Annotated in this window: 20 protein-coding genes and 1 other annotated feature; of the genes, 9 read left to right on the top strand and 11 right to left on the bottom strand. The window is 35.1% G+C overall.

The features are described from left to right. Positions 1-31: 31 nt before the first annotated feature. From AC0IXC_RS17725 to AC0IXC_RS17715, 3 genes are all read right to left on the bottom strand, one after another. On the bottom strand, positions 32-1,723 hold the full coding sequence (locus AC0IXC_RS17725; protein ID WP_012261951.1) for a methyl-accepting chemotaxis protein: 1,692 nt from the start codon (positions 1,721-1,723) through the stop codon (positions 32-34). 228 nt (positions 1,724-1,951) lie between these two features. Beyond that, on the bottom strand, positions 1,952-3,646 hold the full coding sequence (locus AC0IXC_RS17720; protein ID WP_471653095.1) for a methyl-accepting chemotaxis protein: 1,695 nt from the start codon (positions 3,644-3,646) through the stop codon (positions 1,952-1,954). Between the two features lie 416 nt (positions 3,647-4,062). Then, positions 4,063-4,881: a class I SAM-dependent methyltransferase gene (locus AC0IXC_RS17715; protein WP_471653094.1), complete on the bottom strand. Its 819-nt coding sequence runs from the start codon at positions 4,879-4,881 to the stop codon at positions 4,063-4,065. A 113-nt stretch (positions 4,882-4,994) separates the two neighbouring features. Then, positions 4,995-5,267, top strand: a binding site (T-box leader). Positions 5,268-5,317: 50 nt separating this feature from the next. On the opposite strand from AC0IXC_RS17715, the gene metG reads away from it, so the two are divergent. Next, positions 5,318-6,952, top strand: coding sequence for a methionine--tRNA ligase (gene metG / locus AC0IXC_RS17710; RefSeq protein ID WP_471653093.1), 1,635 nt, complete (start codon positions 5,318-5,320; stop codon positions 6,950-6,952). 195 nt (positions 6,953-7,147) lie between these two features. Here metG and AC0IXC_RS17705 read toward each other — a convergent pair whose 3' ends face one another. The 5 genes from AC0IXC_RS17705 to AC0IXC_RS17685 form a co-directional block, all read right to left on the bottom strand. Next, entirely contained in the window at positions 7,148-8,050 is a 903-nt protein-coding gene (locus AC0IXC_RS17705) for an EamA family transporter (RefSeq protein ID WP_002015976.1), read from the bottom strand. Between the two features lie 138 nt (positions 8,051-8,188). After that, positions 8,189-9,628 carry a sensor histidine kinase gene (locus tag AC0IXC_RS17700; protein WP_002139246.1) on the bottom strand — a complete coding sequence of 480 codons (1,440 nt, stop codon included), beginning with the start codon at positions 9,626-9,628 and terminating at the stop codon, positions 8,189-8,191. After that, a complete protein-coding gene (locus tag AC0IXC_RS17695) occupies positions 9,606-10,271 on the bottom strand; it encodes a response regulator transcription factor (protein ID WP_000148832.1) in 666 nt (221 codons plus the stop codon). The genes AC0IXC_RS17700 and AC0IXC_RS17695 overlap by 23 nt, the downstream gene beginning before the upstream one ends. Positions 10,272-10,635: 364 nt before the next feature. After that, the gene (locus tag AC0IXC_RS17690) at positions 10,636-11,097 is read right to left on the bottom strand and encodes a L,D-transpeptidase (RefSeq protein WP_002015973.1); all 462 of its coding nucleotides are present in this window, start codon (positions 11,095-11,097) and stop codon (positions 10,636-10,638) included. A 30-nt stretch (positions 11,098-11,127) separates the two neighbouring features. Then, entirely contained in the window at positions 11,128-11,571 is a 444-nt protein-coding gene (locus tag AC0IXC_RS17685; RefSeq protein WP_471653092.1) for a DUF3978 family protein, read from the bottom strand. 414 nt (positions 11,572-11,985) lie between these two features. Between AC0IXC_RS17685 and AC0IXC_RS17680 the strand changes: the two genes are divergently transcribed. The 5 genes from AC0IXC_RS17680 to AC0IXC_RS17660 all read left to right on the top strand — a co-directional run bounded on the left by AC0IXC_RS17680 (position 11,986) and on the right by AC0IXC_RS17660 (position 15,134). Then, positions 11,986-12,600, top strand: coding sequence for a DedA family protein (locus tag AC0IXC_RS17680; protein WP_002129815.1), 615 nt, complete (start codon positions 11,986-11,988; stop codon positions 12,598-12,600). Between the two features lie 293 nt (positions 12,601-12,893). Then, entirely contained in the window at positions 12,894-13,115 is a 222-nt protein-coding gene (locus tag AC0IXC_RS17675) for a helix-turn-helix transcriptional regulator (protein WP_000776148.1), read from the top strand. Continuing rightward, on the top strand, positions 13,099-13,812 hold the full coding sequence (locus AC0IXC_RS17670; RefSeq protein WP_471653091.1) for a DUF3169 family protein: 714 nt from the start codon (positions 13,099-13,101) through the stop codon (positions 13,810-13,812). Before AC0IXC_RS17675 ends, AC0IXC_RS17670 begins: the two co-directional genes overlap by 17 nt. Positions 13,813-13,825: 13 nt before the next feature. Beyond that, complete coding sequence (locus AC0IXC_RS17665) at positions 13,826-14,908, top strand: site-2 protease family protein (RefSeq protein ID WP_471653090.1); 1,083 nt, start codon at positions 13,826-13,828, stop codon at positions 14,906-14,908. Between the two features lie 85 nt (positions 14,909-14,993). Beyond that, complete coding sequence (locus AC0IXC_RS17660) at positions 14,994-15,134, top strand: DUF3985 family protein (RefSeq protein WP_000404757.1); 141 nt, start codon at positions 14,994-14,996, stop codon at positions 15,132-15,134. A gap of 225 nt (positions 15,135-15,359) precedes the next feature. Here the strand turns inward: AC0IXC_RS17660 and AC0IXC_RS17655 are convergent, their stop codons facing one another. Together AC0IXC_RS17655 and AC0IXC_RS17650 are read right to left on the bottom strand one after the other, a co-directional pair. Beyond that, the gene (locus AC0IXC_RS17655) at positions 15,360-15,746 is read right to left on the bottom strand and encodes a DUF3938 domain-containing protein (protein WP_002034640.1); all 387 of its coding nucleotides are present in this window, start codon (positions 15,744-15,746) and stop codon (positions 15,360-15,362) included. A gap of 340 nt (positions 15,747-16,086) precedes the next feature. Continuing rightward, positions 16,087-16,980, bottom strand: coding sequence for a YitT family protein (locus AC0IXC_RS17650; RefSeq protein WP_000530031.1), 894 nt, complete (start codon positions 16,978-16,980; stop codon positions 16,087-16,089). Between the two features lie 274 nt (positions 16,981-17,254). Between AC0IXC_RS17650 and AC0IXC_RS17645 the strand changes: the two genes are divergently transcribed. The 3 genes from AC0IXC_RS17645 to AC0IXC_RS17635 all read left to right on the top strand — a co-directional run bounded on the left by AC0IXC_RS17645 (position 17,255) and on the right by AC0IXC_RS17635 (position 19,442). Continuing rightward, positions 17,255-17,539: a hypothetical protein gene (locus AC0IXC_RS17645; RefSeq protein WP_002015967.1), complete on the top strand. Its 285-nt coding sequence runs from the start codon at positions 17,255-17,257 to the stop codon at positions 17,537-17,539. A 28-nt stretch (positions 17,540-17,567) separates the two neighbouring features. Continuing rightward, entirely contained in the window at positions 17,568-18,350 is a 783-nt protein-coding gene (gene yidC / locus AC0IXC_RS17640) for a membrane protein insertase YidC (RefSeq protein ID WP_002015966.1), read from the top strand. Between the two features lie 129 nt (positions 18,351-18,479). Beyond that, positions 18,480-19,442: a hypothetical protein gene (locus AC0IXC_RS17635; protein WP_471653089.1), complete on the top strand. Its 963-nt coding sequence runs from the start codon at positions 18,480-18,482 to the stop codon at positions 19,440-19,442. A 247-nt stretch (positions 19,443-19,689) separates the two neighbouring features. Here the strand turns inward: AC0IXC_RS17635 and AC0IXC_RS17630 are convergent, their stop codons facing one another. After that, the gene (locus tag AC0IXC_RS17630) at positions 19,690-19,914 is read right to left on the bottom strand and encodes a hypothetical protein (protein WP_471653088.1); all 225 of its coding nucleotides are present in this window, start codon (positions 19,912-19,914) and stop codon (positions 19,690-19,692) included. Positions 19,915-19,991: the final 77 nt, after the last annotated feature.

Here is a 19,991-nt window from a genome sequence, read left to right as displayed (position 1 = left end):
CTCTCTGAGAGAGGAATATTTTTTTGAAAAGCTATTCAGTTTTAAAATGAGATACAAGCTGATCTAATTCTTCAACTGTTTGTTTCATTTGTTTTGCAGTGAGAGTCATTTCATTCATCACGATGACTTTCTGTTCAGCAGATTGTGCCGTTGCGGCTGTTTCACTAGATACTTCATTTGAAATAGAAGCGATGTTATTAAGTGAAGCGTTCATTTCTTCAGCGCTTGCAGCCATTTCTTCAGCAGTTGCTGATATGTCTTGCATTTGAGTTGATACTTTATTTACTTGTTCAACAATTGTTGTGAAAGAAGTACCAGCCTCACGAACGACAGTAATGCCTTCAAATGCTTCAGAACGACCTTTAGACATCATAGAGTTAGCAGTTTCCGTATCATTTTGAATTTGATGAAGCAATTGGTTAATATCTTTTGCCGCTGTTTTTGATTGTTCCGCAAGTTTACGAACTTCATCAGCTACGACAGCAAATCCTTTTCCTTGTTCACCAGCACGAGCCGCTTCAATAGAAGCATTTAAAGCAAGTAGATTTGTTTGTTCAGCGATATTAGAAATAGATTGTACAGCTGTATCAATATATTTTGTATGAGTGATTAGACGTTCGACTACTTCTGATGTAGCATTTACAGCTTCATGTATCGTTGTCATTTGTGAAACAGATTTTTGGATAACAGTACTTCCGTCGTTAGCGTGTTCAGATGTAGCTACAGCAAGTTCGGCTACAGATGAAGCAGATTCAGCGATACGCTGAACACTTATTGCCATATCATCCATCGCAGTCGAGCTTTCTTCCATACTAGAAGTTTGCGATTGAATACTTGAATTTAAGTTGGACATCGAGCTTTGAACTCTTATTGTTGCCTCGCGTGATGTATTAGTCTTTTCTAGCATATTTTCAGAAGCTGTTTGTACTTCTACAGATGTTTTTTGAACACGATTAATGATATGTTGCAGGTTTTCTAACATTTTATTAAACGATGATGCAATTGCACCGATTTCATCATTGCTATTTACTTGTAGACGGGCTGTTAAGTCGCCTTCTTGAGAGGCTAATTCTTTTAGTTTAGTATCAATTTGTTGAATTGGTTTTACAAGCTTACCAGAGAACCACCATGCAAGAATAATTGCAGTTACAATACAAATAACAAGTGATAAGAAGACAACATATTCAATTCGTAGTGAAGATTGATCGATTTTTTCAATAGATTGTTCACGTAATTTAGCTTGTTCATTACTGTAATTTGTGAAATCACCGATTACTTTATAAACAGTGCCATTCTCTGTAGAAGCTACTTGTAAAGCTTCTTCCCATTTTTGTTCTTTTGCAAGAGTGAATACTTTCTCTTCAATGAACTTTCTCCAAGTGGATCCTAATTCCATTGTGCTTTTCACGGACTGAGAAGTGTTAGGGTTAGAAAGAAGTTGCCCTTTTGTATCTTCAAGACGTTTACTCATCTCATTAAACTTGTCTAATTCGACTTGATCATGTTGTAGTAAATAACCTCTTAAAGCAGAAAGTTGTACTTGATAAGCGTCTCCGCGCTCTTTCAATTCTGTTGCAAGAGGAGAAATTTCTTTTTGTAATGTTTCAGCTTTATGAGACTGATCCATGGTAAAGAATAAAATAAAAGCTAAGGCGATGCCGAATAAAGCACAAATCATTCCCATCATGAACATTAGTTTTTTTCGAATGCTAATAAAATTCATATGATAAAAATCCTCCTTGTAAAATCTTAGTATTAGAATTAATTAATTAATGTAAAAAATTGAAAGAAAGCTTTACTCCATCTGGAATAAAGCTTTCTTCTTTCCTTTAGGAATTATAGCAGACAGAATGGGAGATAGAAAGAGATATTTTAGCGTGAAAAAAGAGAGACTCTAAATTGCTCTTTCTAACAATTTAGAGTTCGTAGAAGTATAAATGAAATTTTCATTTTAACTATTTGTTTTGAAATGAGAAACGAGCACTTCAAGTTCTTGCACAATTGTTTTCATTTCTGATGATTTTTTAGCAACGACACTCATTTTGTTTACTTGGTCACCAGCTGAAGTTGCTGTTTTCGATGTTTCGGCAGCAACTTCATTTGAAATAGAAGCGATATTATTTAAAGCTGCATTCATTTCTTCAGAACTTGCGGCCATTTCTTCAGCAGTTGCAGACATTTCTTGTATTTGTGTAGAGAAATTGTTAATGTGATTAACAATTTCTGAGAATGAAGATCCAGCGGTACGAATGACTGTAATTCCTTCAGAAGCTTCTGACTGACCTTGTGTCATCATGTCATTTGCTATTTTTGTGTCCGCTTGAATTTGATGAAGTAAATGGTTAATGTCATTTGCTGCTAGCTGAGATTGTTCAGCAAGTTTTCGTACTTCATCGGCAACAACAGCGAATCCTTTTCCGTGTTCACCAGCACGGGCCGCTTCAATAGAAGCATTTAAAGCGAGCAAATTCGTCTGCTCGGCAATATTAGAAATAGATTGAAGTGCAGTATCAATATGATTCGTATGTGTAATGAGTCGCTCTACCACTTGTGATGTAGCGTTAACAGCTTCGTTAATTGTATGCATTTGTGTAATAGATTTTTCAATGACTTTATTTCCATCATCTGCTTTTTCAGAAGTTGTAACAGCTAGGCTAGCGGCAGAAGAGGCAGCTTGTGCAATGCGCTGAACACTCGTTGCCATATCATCCATTGCGGTTGAACTTTCTTCAATGCTAGAAACTTGTGAACGAATATTGTGCTCAAGAGCATTCATAGTCTCTTTAGTTTTTGCGGTATTTTCCATAGAAGCAGTTGTTTCGATAAACACATTTTCAGAAGCTTCTTTTACACTTGTTGATGTTTGTTGAACTTGCTTTATTATACGCTGGAAGTTAGCAAGCATTTGATTAAAGGAATTTGCGATGTCACCAATTTCATCTTTACTCGTTACGTGTAATCTAGCGGTTAAATCGCCATCTTGAGAAGCTAATTCTTTTAACTTCGCATCAATTTGTCGAATCGGTTTAACGAGTTTACCAGAGAACCACCATGCCAATAGAATAGACGTTAATGTACATGTAATGAGTGAGAAGAAAATAATATATTGAATAAGGGATGAAGAAGACTCTACGTCAGCAATTAATACGTCCCGTTTGTCATTTTCTTCATTTGCATATTTAGTAAAACGACTTAAAAGATCATTTACATAATCTGTTTGAGCAAGAGCAATTTTGGATGCTTCATCCCATTTTCCTTCCCGTGCAAGAGGGAGGACTTCATTATCTACGACGCTGCGCCATTTTGCTCCCATTAAAATGGCCTCTTTCATTCCTTCTGGGAGTTTTTTATCACTTGTTACTTTCTCCCTAGTATCAGCTAGTTTTTTTCCTTCCCGGTTGAATTTATCCAATCCTTTTTGATCATGTGATAGTAAATATTCTTGTAAACCAGCGACCTGCGCTTGGAACCAATCGCCACGTTCTTTTAAAATCGTTGCTCTTTTCGATACATCATTCTTTAATGTTTCGATTTCACTTGCTTGATTCATCGCGAATGAAAGAATGACAATAAGAGCAATGCTAAATAAGGAAGAAATGCTTAAGAGTGTGAACAGTAGTTTTTTTCGAATGCTAACATATTTCATTGTTACCCCTACCTTTTTTGAAAAAACTATTTATTGTAATTTATAAATATTGAGAACGAAACTAATAAAAACATAATTAAGAAGTTATTAATCTGTTCAATGAAAATTATAGCAGATAATGGAATATGGCAGATTAATGTGAGTAAATGTTCTTAAAATGTATACATTTGTATATCAAAAAATTCATAAATAAAAATCAGAAATGGTATTGTAATTTGAAATAACATCCTGTATACTTCTAATTAGTTGATAACGATTATCACTATCAACTAAACATTACTCTTCGTTATGTTGGTCATACCCCTTTTTGACGACGTAAGTCAGAGACGAATGTTGAAATATCTTGTGTCCTATTCTACAGAATTATGGTAATCTCCAACCTCAACTTATATGCGTAAGCATGCAAAAAAAGGATCCTATCCGTGAAGGGATCCTTTTTTGCATGTTGTCGCAATTAATGTATATAGACCAGGTATACGCTCTTCAATGCCCTCTGGTGCAGTAGAAGGAAAAACCCACTTTTGATGAGATCCGTGTTCTTCAATCAATTTTTCAACCTTGAAATTTGTTTCTGCCATTGATGTAATGATTTCTCCTAGTGTCCAGCGCCTAATTTTTGTTTTCGGTAAAGCGTATTTCTGTGATCCCGTAAGGAGAGTACTATAAGCTACGTCACCTTCAATAAGTTCCTCGTCGAAATAATTTCCATTTGCTCGAAATGATGGATGATCTACTCCTAATAATTTTGTATAAACGGGATGATAGTCACGTAGTATAAAGGTCCCATCTTGTTTTAGTAAGTGAGAGATTATATGAAAGAGTGGCTTTAAGTCTAAAAAGTAATGGAGCACGCCAAGTTCCAGTAACACGATATCAAATGATTGGGATAGATTTAAATCTAGTACATCGGAAATGATATATTGAATAGAGACACCAGCAGCTTCGGCTAGTTCGGTTGCGTATTTTTCATTACTTGCTGAAATGTCTACAACTGTTACATCGGCTCCTAAAAGAGCAAGAGCAACTGCTTTATTTCCTTTTGATCCGAGTAAATTAATAATACGCTTTCCTTTTGGAGATTGTATGTAAGGTAAATAATGATTTACCTCGCGCACGGGATCTTCCATGAGCTTTTTCGCATAATCCTCTGGCGCCCCGTGGCGATTTGTCCAAGCTTCATAAGCAGCTGCGTTCCAACTTTTTTCATTAATAGTACTTAGTTGTTTTTGATTCAATTTTATCACTCCTTTTGTGAACGTATAGTTATTCGTTGAATGAGTAGAATTTCCTGTTTTTTTGAATAAAAGTTTGATTTTTCTGTTGTTAAGTCGTAAAATACGTTTTATACATAAAAGCGTTGAAAAGGAAAAGTAGAATGAAATCATTCTGTCCAGAGAGCTTCGGTAGCTGAGAAGAAGCAAGAATATTCATTTGAACAATGGCCTTTGAGCTTCGTCCTGAACTTATCAAATGATAATAGTAGGAGGCGACGAGAGTTGGTACTCGTTATCAAAACCACAGTATACGAGCATGAATTGCTCCGTACTTGTTAAGGTTAGTTATGCGAATGACTGACGAAATAAGGTGGTACCGCGACTGTTTATACAGCCCCGCCCTTATCTTTTTTAAGATAAGGGCGGGGCTTTTTATATTTTAAAGGAGGAATATAAGATGAGTATTTTTATTGGAGGCGCTTGGCCGTATGCAAATGGTTCGTTACACCTTGGACACATTGCTAGTTTGTTACCAGGAGATATTTTAGCACGTTATTACAGGGCAAAAGGTGAGCATGTGTTGTATGTTTCAGGAAGTGATTGTAATGGAACACCGATTACAATTAGAGCAAAGCAAGACGGTGTGATGGTGAAAGAAATTGCTGATAAGTATCACGAAGAGTTTGAGCGATGTTTTCGTAGCCTTGGTTTTACTTATGATTGCTATACACGTACAGATAGCGAGCATCATCATGAAACTGTTCAAAAAGTCTTTTTGCGACTATTAGAAGAAGGTTATATTTATAAAAAAGTAGTTGAACAAGCTTATTGCGAAACGTGTACGCAATTTTTACCGGATCGATATGTAGAAGGTATTTGTCCGCATTGTCATGAAGCAGCAAGGGGCGATCAATGTGATGCTTGTTCCGCTATTTTAGATCCACTCGATTTGTTAGAAAAGAAATGTAAGTTATGTGGTAGTACGCCATCAGTACAGGAAACAGAGCATTTCTATTTTGCATTGCATAAATTTCAGCAGCAAATTAAAGAGGCCGTAGAAATTGCAAAGCAGAAAGGAACATGGCGCGACAATGCAATTCAATTAACAGAGAGATATTTAAAGGAAGGATTACAAGATAGGGCAGTGTCACGTGATTTACCAATTGGGGTACCAATTCCAGTGGCAGGATATGAAGATAAGAAAATTTACGTATGGATTGAAGCAGTGACAGGATATTATTCGGCGAGTAAACACTGGGTTGAAGAAACAGGGAAAGATGATCAAGAGTTTTGGGATAAAGAAGCGAAAACATATTATGTACATGGTAAGGATAATATTCCGTTTCATTCAATCATTTGGCCAGCGGTATTACTTGGAATAGGAGAAGAAGCAATCCCGCATCATATCGTTTCGAATGAATATTTAACAGTTGAAAAAAGAAAATTATCGACAAGTAAAAACTGGGCAGTATGGGTGCCTGACATATTAGAACGCTATAATCCAGATTCTATTCGTTACTTTTTAACAGTTAACGCACCAGAAAATCGTGATACTGATTTTTCATGGCGTGAATTCATTTACAGTCATAATAGTGAATTGTTAGGTGCATATGGGAACTTTGTGAACCGGACATTAAAGTTTATTGAAAAATATTATGGTGGTACTGTACCGAAGGGAAGTATTGATGTAGAGCTGAAAGATAAAGTAGAAGGATTATATAAAAGTGTAGGAGAGGCGATTGAACAAACTAAATTTAAGGTGGCACTAGAAACAATATTTGATGCAGTGCGCTTTGCAAATAAATACTTTGATGAAAAGCAGCCTTGGAAACAAAGAGAAGACGACCCAGTTTCATGTGAGGAAACAATTTATAATTGTGTTTACCTAATAGCAAACTTTGCACAACTGCTGGAACCATTTTTACCGTTTTCAAGTGAAAGAGTTAGAAATACATTATCGAGTGTTAAAGTAAATTGGGAACCTCAAAATACGTTGCCAAACCGAATTGATAATGTGCAGCCATTATTTGAGCGAATCGATGTAAAACAAATTGAACATGAGGTAGAGAAGTTATATGGAGCGGTAAAGTGAAATATAAGGAAAAGACCTTTCAAATAAATGAAAGGTCTTTTGTTATGCTGTATAACCCTCTTTCTTATCTTTCAAAAAGAAAAGCACAGCAAGGATTACGAGAATAATAGCCGCAATATCATATGTTATTTTGAAGGTAGTAATAAAGTTTAACATATAGTAACTTTATTCACATTTATATACAAGTTGATGTTGTCACGCACTATGAACACGATTATGTTTTTTTTCTTTCCTAGCAGTAAGTAGTTGTGGTGTGAAAATACCGAGTAATATAACCACAATACCAATCCACTGCATTGGCGATACAACTTCATGAACAAGTGTAATAGAAGCGATAATTGCTGTTGGTAATTCAGCTGCACCTAATATTGTACCAAGTCCCGTTCCGACTTTTGGTACCCCAATTGAAAAACAAATGACAGGTATAATAACCCCGAACAGTCCAAGGAAGAAAGCATATTTCCATAGGCCTGCTTGTAAAGCACCGTCCGTTAAAAAGGTAGGCGGGAAAAATAAGCATACAATAAGAGTAGCACTCGTTGTCATAAGAAAGCTTTTCGTATAAGGCGGAACATCTGTAGCAACGCGCCCGCTTACAAATACATAGAATGAGAAAGAGACGGCAGCTAATAGTCCGAAAATAATACCTTTCGTAGAAAAGTTTTGTCCAAGACCTTCAAATACTCCACCAGCAAACAATGTACCAGTAAATAAAATAATAATAGATATAACTTTCTCACGGCTTGGGAATGTCCGGTTGGCAATCGCTTCGATGACTACACCAATCCAAGTGAACTGAAAGAGTAAAACGACAGCGATAGAGGCTGGCAATTCTTCTACGGAAATAGCATAGAAAATACCTGTCATACTCATTGTTGTGCCGACTGTTAGTAACGAAAAGAATTGTTTTTTTGATACTTTATGACGTGAAAAGAACAGAACGAGTAAAAGTAGTCCAATCCATCCGAAGACATATTGCCCTCCTAGTAGTTGGTGTGCGGAAAATCCGTCGATGAATCCGAGTTTAAAAATAGTTGAAAGTACGCCGTAGCTACAAGCGCCGAATAAAACTAGTAATGAATACTTAAACTTCTCCATAAAAATCCTCCTTTTAAATAATAAAAAACGCCCGCTATCCAAATAAGGATAACGGGCGAACGAAACAGAGTAAGATACTCTACAAAATTCCGCCATTCATACGAAGTATGAATTTGGGGTATGAAATTAGAGTAGGTTTTACATTGCTTTTGGGAATACAATGGAGCATTTTACACCTTGAGGTGTGTTTTGTATTCCATAAGGAAACTGATGTTTATCTAATATTTGTTTTACAATATATAACCCAAGACCACTACCTTGTACTAAGCCATGTTTGTCAGGATTTGCGCGATAGAATGGTTCAAATAAATGGGCAAGTTTATCTTCATCAATTTGAGAACCTGTATTTAATACTTCTAATGCGTAACCGTTTGGCTTTTCATAAAGTTTTATATATACATGCTGATGGTCAATTGTATAATGAATTGCATTTGAAATAATGTTAAAAATAGCAGTTTGCATAAATTTAGGATCAGCTAAAATTTGTGCATCTTGTTTAATGTTAGATTGAACATTTAATTGTTTTACAGATACAAAATAATCTACTTTCTTTATAACGTCCTCAATAATATTAGTTAATGAGATAACTTTTAAATTTGGTTTAAATTGAGGGTTTTGTATTTTGGATAATTCTGACACTTTTTCCGTTAATATGTTAATATCTTGCATCATCTCATATGAACGTTTTAAATATTTATCTCTATCTTTATAAGCGCCAATTCCGTGAATCATGCCATCGAGTTGTCCCATAACGGCTGCGATTGGTGTTTTTAATTCATGGGATATCATAGACATAAATTCTTTACGAGATTGTTCTAACTGTTGTTCCTTCTTGAGTTCATTTCTTAAATCTTGATTGCTTTCATGTAAATTTTTCACAATAGTGGGTACTTGTGAGGCAGCTACTTGCAAATTAAAATCTGTTTGATCTGTATTTTTGTTAAGTAGCTTTTTATCTGAGAAATCAAGATTCATAATATCTTTTAAAGCATCGCTCATATATCGGAAAGGTTTGGCGATTATTTTTGCGTAGATTAAAGATCCAAGCAGAGATAATGCAAGCATTGTCGCCCCAATATGTGGAGCTAACTGCTGCAACACATCTGTTAACTTTGGATTATCATGTGTATCATTTGCTTTACTTGCTGCATTTTGTGTATGTAAGGCATCATTGTTAGTAACTTGCTTTTCCGCTTCTGTAAGTGAAGACGTTGTGTTACTTTTCCCCGGAATATTTTGTGCATGTTCTTTTGCTTTTGCAGTTTGGCTAGGCTGCAAAAGATGATTGATGGCTGTAGAGAGTGTTTTCATGTCTATTTGAGAAGATTGAAAATTAGAGATGCTACTCTCTGACACAGCTTTATTTTGCTTTGTTTTACTTTGGTCGTTTTGTTTGTCTGATTCCGCTTGTTCCGCAGTTTGCGTTCCAGAAGCTTTCAAACGATCTTTATCGTAATTTGAGGCTAGAAAATAAATAATTTGATAAAGACAAAGTGATAACAGAATACAAAATAATAAGGTTTTGATGAATATATTTTTGGTGATGTTGTCTTTGCTACGATTCGATTTTGTAGCCAATGCCTTTCACCGTTTTAATATAAGGAATTTCTAATTTTTTTCGTAAGTTTTTAATATGTGTATCTATAACCCTCACATCACCATAATGTTCATAGCCCCATACCTTATTCAACAAATCACTTCTTGATAGTACTTTTCCCCGATTTTGCAGTAAAGTATATATAATTTCAAATTCTTTTGTAGTCAATTCAATTTGATTACCATGAACATAAGCGGCATATGCTGTAGAATTTAACATCAATTCATGGAATTGTAGTATAGTTGCAGCTTCTGCTTCCTTTGTTGCTGCCCTTCTTAATACAGCTTCTACACGTTTTATAAATACGGTGTAATGGAACGGTTTTGTAATATAGTCATCAATACCTAACTCAAATCCTTTAATTTCACTTTCTTCATTATGTAAGCCAGTTAACATAATGATTGGTACATCAGATTGTCCTCGCATAATTTTACAAATACTATAGCCATCTATATCTGGTAACATTACATCGAGGAGGACAAGATCGTATGAATTTTTTTGGAAAAGAAGAATGCCTTCTGTTCCAGCACCAACTACATCAACAGTAAAGTTTTGTGCCATTAGAAATTCACGAATAAGTTCTTGTATATCTGGGTTGTCTTCAATCACCAGTATATGCGTCATAGTAACACCTCCTAAATAACGCTTTTTACTGCAATATTCGAATTCATCATTTTTTGGATGACTCAGATTGTTTATACATATAATAAGCCCCCGCTATAAAATAGTAATGAAAGTAGCAAGGGGGATTGTTTAGTGTCACTGAATAGTTCAGAATTACAGTAGTTCTATTATAGTATGTATTGTAAAATTTATAAAATATTATAACTGTATAATTTTAATATCTATGTTTATCAATGTTACGATGATGTTGAATGCAATCTATTTTTATTATATATGTAAATACAGTTGTTTTGCTACTGTAAATGAATAAATAAAATAAGCCAAGACATAAAATTCTTGGCTACACATAAATCTTGTTCTTAGGCTAATTTACAGTGACAGTAGCTTGCTGCTGAACGCGCTCAAATAACCAGTGAATATCATTGTTAAACATACGAATACAACCAAGTGTTGTTGCTTTCCCGATTGCTTGATTATTGTTAGTTCCATGAATCGCATACGTTGTTCCGTAAGTTCCTGCCATATTTAATCCGAGCCAGCGGTCCCCAAGTGGATTACGTGGATCGCCGCCTTTAATTTTTCCTGTATAGTAAGGACGGTTTTTAATTTTATTTACGATTTGAAAAGTACCCTTAGGTGTTGGTGTTGCTGCTTTTCCAGTAGCGACAGTGAAACTTTTTATGAATTTTCCATCTTGATAATAATCCATTTTATTTATTTTTGTGTTTACGATAAGCTGATCCTTCGTCGTAGCTGCTTCTGCAGTAGTGAATGGAAGAGTTAAAAATCCTAATGATAATAGCGCACTTAATAATAGTTTTTTCATTATATTCTCCTTTTACTTATTGTAGTAGTCTTACATACAATGAATTTGTAATCCTCGTAATGCTTGATTGACATTTTCATCTAATGTTTCAAAGAAAGTAGTAATCTTTGTATTACATTTGTTGTTTTTATCGATAAGTAATCTTTCATTTAATAAAAGCTCACCATGTAGTCCAAAACTTTGAACTCGAATATTTAGTTCATCTTCAGTTTCAGAAATAATCGGTAAGAAATAGTGAAAAGCTTTCGTTGGAATGATGTAGCTTTTGCCAATCATGCTTTCTTGATTTGAATTAATCCATTTTCTCGTGACGATCTTAATGTTCTTTTTTGAAACGATAAAAGACAGCGTTGTAGATTTTGTTAAACTTACGTCAAATTCATTTGTTTCACATATTTGTAAATTAAAAACGGTTTCATTTTGATGAGATTCAACATTCGTATTAATAAAATCGTGCATTTTATAAGCTTCCATTTCTTATTCACCCTTTTTTCAATTTCGAAAAGCGATTTATATTTATTCAGTTTAATGTTTAGTCATATATTAGCTAAATTTTTCAACAAATTCCGATATAATCTTACAATACGTATATGAAGCTAATATGAAGTTCATATGAGTTTGTGGTGGTTTTTTATAGAGAACAAAATAAGGTGGTTTTCGAGAGTTAAAAACTGGATGAAAAATGTATATTAATGGATTTCCTTCGCGTGATATATAGTTGTTAGCTTGTTTTTTAATGCTAATAGATATAAGTAAATAGAGAACAAAAAACTTTAGAATGAGCCTTACAAAAATGTAATAAAAATGTAAGCTATTGTGATAGTTATTTCGACAATTTTTTTATACAATAATAGTAACAAGTTGTACGTGAATGAAAGGGGAGATGACATGGAATGGGTTCATGAATTATTTCAGCAATATGGGTATTATGTAGTACTTGTAGGCCTGCTGTTAGAATATATTGCACTTCCGTTTCCGGGAGAGCCAACATTAGCATATGCGGGGTTTTTAGCACAGAAGGGTGATCTAAGTTTACCTATTTTAATTATCCTATCCTTTATTGGGACAAGTGTAGGAATGACGATTCAATACTTTTTAGGGAATAAGCTTGGTATGCCTTTTGTTCAAAAATACGGGAAGTACGTATTTTTAACACAAAGAAAAATTGATTTAACGAGAATGTGGTTCGATAAATACGGATATTTCCTTATCTTTATTGGCTTCTTCATTCCTGGTGTACGTCATTTTACAGGATACTTTGCAGGTATCATTAACTTACCGTTTCGCCGCTTTGCAATTACAATTTATTCAGGTGCTTTATTCTGGGTATCGTTCTTCTTAATTGGCGGCTACTGGTTAGGTGGTAACTTACATGATATTTTCGGATTACTGGGAGATCATATCGGCAAAATCATTTTCGGAGCGATTGTCATTGTAGCAATTACGTTAAGCGTTCGTTTCCGCAAGCAACTAAAACGAGTATTTTTACAAAACGCAAGTTAATATGGAATCCATTCTATGTCAGATTTTAGGGAGGCAGTGCAAAAGCACTGCCTTTTTTATTGTATTTTCCAGTTTGCTTTTATTTTTCCATCGATACCGTAACCGGTGGCTGGTATATAATACGTTTCTATTTTTTTCCGTATGTGATTATTAAAATCTATTATCTAAGTTATATATTTAGGAGAATATAGATTTATTTTTGACATGTATATAAGTCAAAATGACAATTATAATTGACAAAGATAAGGATATTATTTACAATTTTAATTAAATAAATGAAAAAGAGGTAAAATATGAAGCTTCAAAATCGGGTGAGAGAATTTCGAGCAAAGCATCGTTTATCACAAGGGGAGTTAGGTAAAGCGATTGGCTCATCACGGCAAACCATTAGTTTAATTGAGCGTGGGGATTATGCACCATCTATTGTGTTATCGCTAAAAATCGCACAAATTTTTGGAGCGCCGGTGGAGGAGATATTTATGTTGGTGGAGGGGGAAGATGGAGATGAAGGGTAAGGGTAAGGGGAAAATGACGGCTATATTGAAGTTGTTAGTAGGAGTAATTTTTGGTGGGTTTATAGGGTATGTAGTAGGGGATATTGCAACAGAGGGTACTAGCAAAATACCTCCTGTTATTAGCATTGCTATGATGAGTGTATTTGGCGTAGCGATTATATATTATATTTGGAAGCGTACAAGAGCGCTCGCACAAACGAAAGATGAAGAAGAAAATGTTAAGGGACGAAGATTAGGGATATCGCTTATTTATTTTCGAGTAATGGAAATTATTATTCCATCATGGTTTGTTTGTTCAGTTATCACTTTTTATAGAACGTATACAAGTGAGGGGAACTTACTCTTTGTTAGTGTAAGTATTGTCGTATCTACAGTGTGCTTTATTGCTATAACTTGGTTAGGATCTGTAATGAGGAAAAGATATAACGCTCTATATCCAGAACAGAGTGTTACGTATTCTCAGTCAATGGAAATGTGGGCAAAGAATGCAGATGAAGGGCAAAAGCAAATTGTTCATGAAGCGGGATATAAGGCATATCAATATACAAACATGACACTTGCTTGTGCGTGGTTGGCGGCGATTGCGTATGCAATTTTAGATGGAAAAGACTTCTTTATGGTCATTATGATTTCGTTCGTTTGGGTATTACATGTTGGAACATATATGTACGAAATGCATAAAAAAATGATTTATTAAGGGGAGAAAAACGGTGGACGTTTTAAGAAGACCTGCTTTTTTAATGTTCGTTGCTTTCGTTTGCTCCGCTTTATACGGATTTATTCGAATAGAAAAAGTACAGCAAATTATAGAAATATGGACCTTTTTCTGGATTGCATTGCTTGTGTTGGCTATTCATGAATTAGGGCATGTAATATTTGGTTTAATAGGCGGTTTAAAGTTTAAATTTATGACAGTAGGACCTATCACTGTTCAAAAAGAAAAGGGGAAATTACGCATTCGAGAAAATAAATTATGGGCGTACTTTGGTGGTGTGGTGATGTTAGTACCGTCTTCTATAGAGACACCGAACCTTTCAAAGAAATGGGCGTGGATGACTTTAGGCGGACCAATTATGAGTTTATTATTCGGTATTACTTCAGGTTACATATACATGGTGAGCTATTATCAATATCTTTTATATTTTTCCGTTTTCCACTTTGTGATTTTTACAGTTACAATCGTGCCGATAAAAGGAACGCTTCTGAGTGATGGCATGCAATTTCTCATTTTAATTAAAGATGATGAAAAAGCTAAGCAACATTTATATACGATTCAAATATCGAGTGAGTTATTTAGTTATAAAAGACCGAAAGATTGGGATGAGAGATTAGTAGAACTTAGTGAGGAAAAATTAAAAGAGGATAAAAGTATAAGAGAGGTAATGAGCGGACTTATGCTCGTCTTTTATGCCCGAGCTGATCAAAAGGGAATAGAAAGAGCGATACCGTATATAGAACAAATTGTTCAGCTATCTGTAACGAAGGAAAATAAATTTTTCGTTGGTAGTTTTCATAGTTGGTATCTTTTATATAAAGCTCTTTATCAGATGGATAGCCTTTCTCTGCAAGAAGCAAAGGAACATGCAAAGGCCATTACCAAAATGGATTTAAACGGATATTACCGTACACAAGGAATTATTAAATATTTAGAGGACGATATGGAAGCTTCCCGCTGTTATATGAAGAAAGCTGATAAAGAATTGGAGAGTGCTGAGAAGAGTGGAATGGGATATTTACAAGTAGAGAGAGAATGGTTTGAGCAGCTACAGGCGAGGGTATCTTACGATGGGTGAGGTATCCTCTTTTTTATATGTCATCTTATTCGATTTCATAAAAAACGAAGTACAGGTAGAATAAAAGAGATAGGAGGAGATACATATGGAAATTTTATCGATTATTTTGATAGTCTTGCTCATTTATGCTGTTTTTAAAGTGGCGTATGTAGCATTAAAGATACTCGCGATCCTATTAATTATCTTTTTAATCGTTGAGTTCGGCAGTAAGTTACTTGGGGGATAGGCATGTTGTGCGTTTTGAGTGTCGAACCGTCGATATAATGAAAAAATCGCTGATATAAGTGGAGAAACGATCGATATATTTTAAAAATCGTTGATATATTTAATTGAATACTAAGTGGGGTATATGGGAAAGAAGTTGCCGTGGAGGTAACTTCTTTTTATTTTGGTGATGGGGTATGAACAGGAAAGAACAGTAAACAAAAAAGCTGGAAGAATTTCTTCCAGCTTACGAGTTACTTTCAATTTGACGACCATTTTCTTCTTCAGTGTCCTGTAATAGATTGAATACGTCTGCTAGGCAGAATGCGATAAACCAAGTCCATAGACCGTGGAAGAAAGCTGAGCTTAATTGAAGTGGTAATGTATAGTTTGTCATTGAGTAGGAAATACATCCACCAACGATTCCGATCATTGTTAATAACATTGTTTTTTGAGCATTTTCTTCTGGATTGAAGAGGAAGAAAATGTATCCGCCTAAAATTGAAGCGCTTACAAGGGTTTCGATTCCATTAAAAATGATATTCTCTCCAAGCTCTGTGTTTGTCCAGAAACAGATCACGCCGCCGACGATCGCAAATAGGACAGCTAGTGTGTATCGTATATATTGATTCATATGTTCATCTCCTTATGTAATAAGATGATTTGGAAGTCAAAAAGGTAGGTATAGTATATTGAAGTGAATTTTAGTTGTACGTATCTTTTATAAAAAGATCAGTGAAGAATAACTAAGATGATCGGTTTTTTTAAACCGTTACGTGTATGGTGTCTGAAATATACCCGACTGCTCGTTTCTTTTTGCTTATAAAAATAAGAGAAACTTCCAAGTCTATATACTCTTTTTTGTTAGTCTAGTTTTATTATAACATATTTAGTGATACAATAATAGAATTATCTGATTTTGTAATAAGTGTAAAAAATAAAAAACGCAAGGAATTGTAGTTCCTTGCGCTTTTTTATATACGTTTGAAACGGCCGACAATTTCAACTGTTTCAGTAATGTTCATAAATGCTTTATTATCCACTTGGCGGATAATACGTTTCATTTCGCCCAACTCGTAGCGAGTTACGACAGTGTAAATCATTTTTTTCTTATGGTTTGTATAGCCGCCGACAGCATCTACCATTGTTACGCCACGTATGCCGTGATGTAATAGTGAGCTTTTTATTTCCTCACCTTTTTCTGTAATTGTCATTATCGTTAATTTAATATGTTTTGTATGCACGGCATCAATTACTTTGCTGACTACAAACCGACTAATTAACGTATAAAGCGTAATATCCCATCCGAAAATAAATCCTGCTGCAACAAGTAAGATTAAGTTGAATCCAAAGATGATTGCTCCAATTGAAACATCGCGATGTTTCGCTACAATCAATCCAACAACATCAAAACCACCTGTTGAAGAAGCAAATCGGAATATGATTCCTGAGGCAGCACCGCAGATGACACCACCGAATACAGAAGACAGCAAAATATCATCTGAAACTTGGTGTACTGGGATAATGTTCATCGCTAAAGATGATACAGCCACAAAGTATGCCGTTAAAAAGGTTGTCTTCTTTCCTAAGTAAAAGTGACTTAAAATAAGAAGCGGAATGTTTAGTAAAAAGATAAGTGCTCCGATATTGTAGTGCATTAAATAACCGATAATCATCCCTACACCAGCGAACCCACCGCTAATCATATTATGCGGGATAAAAAACATATTCATAGAAATTGCATACAAAATAGAAGCTATAAAAATAACAACTAACTGTATGATGAATTCTAAATGAAATGTTTTAGCTGCTGGGAAGGATAAAAAGGCGGTGTCGGGAACGTAATCGGCGTCTCCTAGTTGACCCATAGTATGTTTCATCTCCATATTCATTTTTGATTACAAGAAGAGAATAAAGCTTTTTTCAAAAACTGGCAATAGTTTTATTATAATGCAAAAATTTTATAAATTTCTAACAAATTAAACCTATTCAAAGATACGTGTGAATATACTAAAGAAAGCGAATACATTGGTTTTCTAGCATAATTTTTTGAGAAAATATGCAAAAAAACTTTTGAGAACAAAAGGAAATAGAGAATGTTTGCTGAATATGCTAAAATGACTTTATTAAGGATGTGAAGCGATGGAATTTTTATTGCAGGATGCAATTCTATATATATCGTTTGTAACGACAGCGCTTTGTGTATTAGAAGTCTTTTTTCTTGCTAACGTTTCTCGCTTTGTGCGTCAGCAAGCATCGAGCGGTAGACAGAGAGCTTTTAAACTAGTAGATACGTGTGAAGAGGGTACAAGAAATGTACCGCTATTTTCTATTTTTTATAAATATGGAATGATTCGTTCTGTCCGCAGACAAGAATCGAGTGGAGAGAGTGACGAGGTAGGTCCGTATACACCAATGTTTCGCTAATTAATTACGAAACATTGGAGGAATGAACATGTTAAAATCATACCGAGCTAGGCTCATTAGTTTATCATTATTACTTGTTTTTGTTTTATCTGGCTGCAGTAATGCAGGTACAATTGATTCACATAGTACGGGAATTTGGAACCATTATTTCGTATATCCAATCTCATTTATGATTCAATTTGTTGCTCATCATATACCTGGAGCTAGCTTCGGGATTGCCATCATTATCATGACGCTCGTTATTCGTTCAGCAATGATTCCATTAGCTGTTTCGCAATATCGTAGCCAAGCGAAAATGAAAAAAATGCAACCTGAATTACAGAAGCTGAAACAGAAATACGGTGATGTGGGTAAAGATCTTGAAAAACAAAAGCAGTATCAAAAAGAAATGTCAGAACTAATGAAATCAGGCGGTTGGAATCCGTTAGCTGGGTGCTGGCCAATCTTTATACAAATGCCGATTTTCTCTGCTTTGTATTATGCGATTAGCCGAACTGAAGAGATTCGTACATCTTCATTTTTATGGGTGAACCTAGGACATGCAGATCCATATCATATATTACCGATTATCGCAGCGTTAACAACATTTATTCAAATGAAGGTGTTCCAATCAAATGTAACGCCTGGAGAACAAGTTCAAATGCTGAAAATACAGCAAATTATGATGCCTGCAATGATTCTATTTATGGGATTTGCGGCGCCATCAGGACTGGTGCTGTATTGGATTACAGGTAACTTATTTACAATGACACAAACAATTGTATTAAGAAAAGTAATGGAACGTGAAGAATTACAATTACAAAAAGCTTAGAAAAACACCGCTCGTGATGAGCGGTGTTTTTTATTTAAATCGTTAAGGAAATTTTAAGAAACCAACATTACTATTGGCATTGTATACGAAAGTGTACATGCTTTAGAAATATGAAGGAGGAAATTTCCTATGAAGAAGAAAACAGTTGGGTATGTAGCAATTGCAGGTGCTTTATCATTTGGAATTATAGGAGGAGCTTGCATACCAGCGTTTGCGGCAACGAATACTCCAGCGGCCGATCAAGTTACAAAAACTGCGAAGAAGGATTTAGATGAAGCGACAAAACAAAAAGTAAAAACGATTATGGATGATACAAAGAAACAGTTAGAGGAACTAGGTGTGAAACTTCCAGAGAAGGAGAAACGCAAAGACATGCTTGCGGACTTAGATGAGGCGACAAAAGAAAAAGCGAAGTCGATTCTAGAGCAAGAAAAATCCGGGAAATTAACTCGCGAACAAGCAAATGAGGAATTAACAAAGCTAGGCGTGAAATTCCCAGAGAAAGGGAAGCACAAAGGTATATTCGCGAATTTAGATGAGGCGACAAAAGAAAAAGCGAAGTCCATTTTTGAGCAAGAAAAGTCCGGAGCATTAACGCATGATCAAGTGAAAGAGAAATTGAAAGAATTAGGCGTAACGCTTCCAGAGAAAGGGAAGCATGGTGACATGTTCGCGGATTTAGATGAGGCGACAAAAGAAAAAGCGGAAGCAATTTTGAAGCAAGAAAAGTCTGGAACACTAACTCGTGAGCAAGCGAAAGCGAAGTTGAAAGAACTAGGTGTGAAATTCCCAGAGAAAGGGAAGCACGGTGATATGTTCGCGAATCTAGATGAGGCGACAAAAGAAAAAGCGAAGTCTATTTTTGAGCAAGAAAAGTCCGGGAAATTAACTCGCGAGCAAGCGAAAGAAGAATTGACAAAACTAGGTGTGAATCTTCCAGAGAAAGGGAAGCATGAAGACATCTTTGCAAACTTAGATGAGGTGACAAAAGAAAAAGCGAAAGCGATTCTAGAAAAGGAAAAGAAACAATTAGCAGATTTAAATGTGGATCTTCCAAATCATAAATTTTTTATGAAAAAAGATGATAAATAATTGAACTATGTAGTATCTTTCGTGTGGGCAAACGAAAGGTACATACGACAAATGCGAGGACCGATTTCTGTAAGCAGAAATCGGTCCCTTTTAATGATTCATCCCGCTATTTGCCGGCAGTAAGACACCCACCTCAAAATTGGATTAGAGCAAAGAAGTTAGGTGGGAGATCAACTGCCCGTAAACGCCCGATTGGTGAAGGCTAATAATCAGTGGGAGATGGATAAAACCCCCATTGATTAAAGTTTCACTTTATCGAAATTCTTTTCATTGTTAGTATGTATCCAAAGATGCAGTAGAAGATTGCAAAACCGATAAACACTTCAGTATATCGGTATTTATCTAATACGTAGAAGGAAGCAGCTGGTATAATAGCTACCGCTAAAATGCTATAACCAGGATACTTATATCGATACATGATAGCGAATATAAAAGAAAGAACCGTAGCGTTGATACAAAAAATAGCAATCATTATTAGTACACCTTCTACATTGATTATACCATTTTTAGGAAATTAGAGAAGTGTCGGAACTTCTGTTATAATATAAG

This window comes from Bacillus sp. AC266, from assembly GCF_979253805.1.
Note: the sequence above shows the minus strand (reverse complement) of the source record. Positions and strands in the feature narration are given on the sequence as shown.